The 4,496-nt window shown below is 58.6% G+C and carries 4 protein-coding genes; all 4 read right to left on the reverse strand.

Annotation, left to right across the window (positions count from 1 at the left end; genetic code table 11):
* Position 1 precedes the first annotated feature (1 nt).
* Complete coding sequence (locus VL598_RS00105) at positions 2 to 1,192, reverse strand: O-succinylhomoserine sulfhydrylase (protein WP_325324668.1); 1,191 nt, start codon at positions 1,190 to 1,192, stop codon at positions 2 to 4.
* Between the two features lie 126 nt (positions 1,193 to 1,318).
* The gene (locus VL598_RS00110; protein WP_325324669.1) at positions 1,319 to 1,999 is read right to left on the reverse strand and encodes a hypothetical protein; all 681 of its coding nucleotides are present in this window, start codon (positions 1,997 to 1,999) and stop codon (positions 1,319 to 1,321) included.
* A gap of 95 nt (positions 2,000 to 2,094) precedes the next feature.
* Positions 2,095 to 2,901 (reverse strand): hypothetical protein, encoded by an 807-nt coding sequence (locus VL598_RS00115; RefSeq protein WP_325324670.1) that lies wholly within the window; start codon positions 2,899 to 2,901, stop codon positions 2,095 to 2,097.
* 134 nt (positions 2,902 to 3,035) lie between these two features.
* A partial coding sequence (locus tag VL598_RS00120; RefSeq protein WP_325324671.1) for an autotransporter outer membrane beta-barrel domain-containing protein occupies positions 3,036 to 4,496 on the reverse strand: 1,461 nt, incomplete at its 5' end.

Here is a 4,496-nt window from a genome sequence, read left to right on the forward strand (position 1 = left end):
ATCAGCCGTTCAATCCGCGCGCAAGATCTGCGCAGATATCGTCAGCATTCTCGAGCCCTACCGCCACGCGCAGCAATGCTTCGGTGATGCCGGCTGCCGCTCGTGCTTCCGGCGTGATGCGGCCATGCGTGGTCGTTGCGGGATGTGTAATCGTCGTGCGCGTATCGCCGAGATTGGCCGTGATGGAGCACAGCTGCGTGCCATCGACAACGCGCCAGGCGTTCTCACGCTGCATCTCTGGCGTATCGCCGGCCACTTCGAACGCAAGCACCGATCCGCCCGAACGCTGCTGACGCTGGGCAAGCTCGTACTGCGGATGCGATTCGAGCCCCGGGTAGTAGACGCGCTTGACTGCCGGTTGTGATTCGAGCCAGCGGGCTACCACCAGCGCGTTAGCCGAGTGCCGCTCGGCACGCAATGACAGCGTTTCCATGCCTTTCAAGAGCACCCATGCATTGAAGGCGGACAGAGTCGGCCCGGCAGTTCGAACGAACGGGAACACCTTTTCCATGATGAACTGACGAGTCCCGATGAGCGCACCGCCGAGCACGCGCCCTTGCCCATCGATCAACTTCGTGGCCGAATGCATGACGACATCCGCGCCGAGCTTCAGCGGCTGCTGAACGGCGGGGCTGCAAAACGAGTTGTCAACGACGAAAAGCGCGCCCGCCGCCTTTGCGATCTTGCCGACCGCTTCGATATCGCAAAGCTCCGTCAGCGGATTGGAAGGCGTTTCAAGGAAGAACATCTTCGTTTCGGGACGCACAGCCGATTGCCACGCGTCGAGATCGACGGGATCGACAAACGTCGTTGCGATGCCAAAGCGCGAAAAGATCTGCGAGAACATGCCGAGCGTCGAACCGAAGAGCGCACGCGAGCTGACGATGTGGTCACCCGCCTGCATCGAGGCCATGACGACCGAGAGAATCGCGCTCATGCCTGAAGCCGTCGCGATACAGGCCTCCCCGCCTTCGAGCGCGGCGAGGCGGTCCTGAAACATCGTGACCGTCGGGTTGGTGAACCTCGAGTAGGTGTAGTAATCCTCAGAGTGCTTAAAGCGCTCGGCGGCTTCCGCCGCGCTTTTAAAGCAGAAACTCGAGGTCAGGAAAAGCGCTTCGGAGTGCTCGTTGAATTCGGTGCGCGTGGTTCCCGAACGCACGGCAAGCGTATCGAAGTTCAGTGAATCGTCCATGGGAGGGAGTCTCGGCAGTATCGGCAATCGGCACATGATACCGTGTCGCCCAATTGAGGGCGTCGAAGACGACCGTCGTCCCATCCCACCACGGGCGATTCAGAATTCGGTTACTCCACGCGTGCTCTATAGCACGAGCAACGAATACCGCGTATCCACAACAGGGTCCGGGCGATCTTTAGGATGGTACGTGACACTCACAGAGCTCAGCCATTGGATGTCGTTGGCCTCAGGGAACATAACGACGATGTCGAACTTGAACTTGCCGTCTTCGCCAGTCACAAGGTCCGATTTCGATGTGACAAGCTGAAAGAGGCCCGTAGTCGAAACATCGTAGGGCGCATTGGGAATGCCAACGCCGACCTGCTTGATCGTTCCAGTGATCGGCAAATCGTTCAAAACCGTGATCAGCAGCGGGGGAACGAAATCGATGTGCACGGCGTACTGCGGCGCGGGCGGCGACACAAACGTGAATTCGAAAGACTCATCGTCGAAAGCATTGGAATCGGCATCCCATTGCCCGTGCACCGTGCCCTTGACGGGAGACTTGCTGTAAAAGGGCAACCAGTCCGTCGCTCCGGTTTTACCGTTGGTCGCTGCGCTGATTTGATTTTTGCCGTTAGCGAAATAGGCCTCACCGCCTTCGAGGGTGAAGTCGATTTGCTGTGGCTTTGGAACCGTCGTGCCGCCCCCTTCGTCGACATACGCTCTTGCAGCGACATAGATAGGGGTTGTCCCATCCGCAGCGGCGGTGTGGTGGTCATCGCGAAACACAAGCTTGAGTTTATTGCCATCATTGCTAGCCATCGCCGGCCTCCACTTAGGTACACCCATCGCGAGCGCATTCAGCGCATTGGGAGCGCTCTTCCAGCCCGTCGCAAAGCAAAGCGACTTTTCTTCGCTCAAACCGTCAAGGTCGGCAAAGCAACAAATGACGGGTAAACGTAAATCTTCTCATCGGTGTTGTTGCCGGAGATCATCACTTCGGACACGCCCGGCGAGCCGCAAAATACCTTTACGACCACCTCACCATCTGCACCTACGCTGGCGGACGTAGTCTTCGAGTTCGTCTGAACATCGAACACGGCCTCCCCCTGCGTGACTTTGAAATTGAGCGTGGAAACATCCATGCCTGTCTCGATGCAAACGTCTATCTCGCTGGGTGTTTGCTTATCGCACGGCACACCGCGCGTGTAGGCGTAGCTCTGGAAAACGTTGTAATTCTCGGGATTTGTCGCGGCCGGGGGGAAAAACGCGGCGGTCCGCTCAATCGGGGCTAGCACCGCAAGCTGTGCCATGACATCTTCGGCCTGGGCAACGGGCTGCAAATACGGCGCCACCATCACAGACGCCGTCCAATTGACTGATGTCGAGGGCATTTCGATATGACTCTGCGAAATGCCGTCCTCATTAGTGCTAAAGATCTGCTTGCTGGTATCCGTTTCGGACGTGTGTTCGCGAATGATTGCGCCGTCGTCGACAATCATGATGAACTGCATGTTCTTTGGGCCGTAGACGGTAGCGATGTTGCTGGGCTTCCACGTTTCGTCGGCGGGCATGACCTCACGCGCCCCATACGTGATCACCATATCGAGCGGGCAACCGGTACTTCCTCCCCCTACCGCGCTCAACGTGCCGTCGTCGCTGACTTGCAACCCGTCACCCACTTTTATTCCACCAATGTCTGTACTCGTGGCAATGGGTAGCATTGCTCGCTCTCCTTCTTCCGCTTGAACCAACAATGAAGATAAGTGATGGGACAGTCTACGCAACTTGCCGCGCCGCTCGCCCTATTAAAAGTGCCGATAGACGCCCGCCGTCCAAGGCCTCACCGCTCATTTGCTCAAAACGTGTAACGCAAGCCCAGCGTCGCCTCGATGCTGCTAAAGCCGTGACCGAGCCGCTGCTGACCGCTCACTTCGCCGTACAGCGATAGCTTGTCCGTCACCATACCGCTGGCACCGACGCCGAGTTGCACAGCACCGCCGGGCGAGCCCACCATGAAGGGCTGCCCAGACAGCGTCACCGTTGGCGTGTTCATCCACGTCTGCTGTAAATCCAGGCGAACGTACGGCTTCCATGAAACCGTACGCGGCATCGGCATCGTGAAGCGCACACCCAAGCGCCCGGTCAACGCCTGCAAATCCGACGTCGTGACATCAACGCCGTCGACATCCTGTCGACTTTCAAAATACAGCGACTGCGCCAACGCTTGCACATGAGGTTCGATTTCGATGCCATTGCGCAGCGTGATCGCGCGCCCGGCCTCGACAGACAACGCAAACCCATTCGCCGCAACGCGGCCGGCTTCACCATGCTGCTCGGTGCTCACCGTTCCCGTATAGCGTCCAGCTGACACCACGCCATCGGCGTACCACCCATTCTTGTTCTGCCATGTTCCCGTCAGCGCCAGATCGTACGTATCGAGCGATGCTGTGCTGGCCTCGATGGAGCTTGCCTGCGGCGCCACCGAGGTGTGGCCGAGCGTAGCCACCACACCGAAGCGCTGATCGTCGGTCGAACTCCAACGGTGCAGCCAATTGCCGCCGATCTGCAATGCTTCGATGTCCTGATTAAAGTTGTATCCGTAGTCCTGGAAATCGATATTGCTGTGATAGATGCTGCGGTTTGCAATGACCCGTGCAAACAAATCCCCTGCGTTCTCGTCTTGTTGTGGCGTGTCTTGCCGGAACTCTCCGAGCCGACGATGAACGCTGTCGACGATCGTCGCTTCGTAGTTCTGTATTGCGAGCGGTGTCGTGAGGTACGAGCTTGCCTGCGGGACCACGGTTGGACGGCCACATGTAGGCTCGCCGCTGCAAGGCTGCGGATTACCGGAGGAACCGGTATCCGAAGACTGCAACCGGTAATCCCATGTCGCAGCCTGCCCATTGGGCAGCAAGCTTTGCGTGGGGTCCGGCGGGGTATTGCTACCGGGACCGAACGCAAAAAGCCGATACTGGTACGGACTCCCTGCAGCCACCACATAGCCTCCGGCCAGCGTGAAAGCGCTCGCGGTGGATGCGCCCCCCACCTGCACCAGCGAAATGCCTTGCGTTGGAATCGCTTGGCCATTGACCACTGTACCGGTGTTGGCTCCATTACCAGAGGTCGTCAGGCTCAACGTCGTCTGGCCGCTCGCGGCGCCGGAAATCAATAGTCGATCGGTGAACTGATTCGCGAGAGCGCCTCCGGCGTTCAGTTCGGTGCGCATATTGACGGTACCGCCGCCCTTGTAGTCGCCGTTGACCGTTAGTGTTTGATAGTTGGTCGAATTCGCTGCTGCGGCGATTGCGGCGTTCAT

The organism is Trinickia sp. (assembly GCF_035492435.1).
Taxonomy (GTDB): domain Bacteria; phylum Pseudomonadota; class Gammaproteobacteria; order Burkholderiales; family Burkholderiaceae; genus Trinickia.

Bases quoted from the DNA above. Each gene is read 5' to 3' on its own strand.
- VL598_RS00110 (WP_325324669.1), bottom strand. From the start codon at position 1,999: ATGGCTAGCAATGATGGCAATAAACTCAAGCTTGTGTTTCGCGATGAC.
- VL598_RS00105 (WP_325324668.1), bottom strand. From the start codon at position 1,192: ATGGACGATTCACTGAACTTCGATACGCTTGCCGTGCGTTCGGGAACC.
- VL598_RS00115 (WP_325324670.1), bottom strand. From the start codon at position 2,901: ATGCTACCCATTGCCACGAGTACAGACATTGGTGGAATAAAAGTGGGT.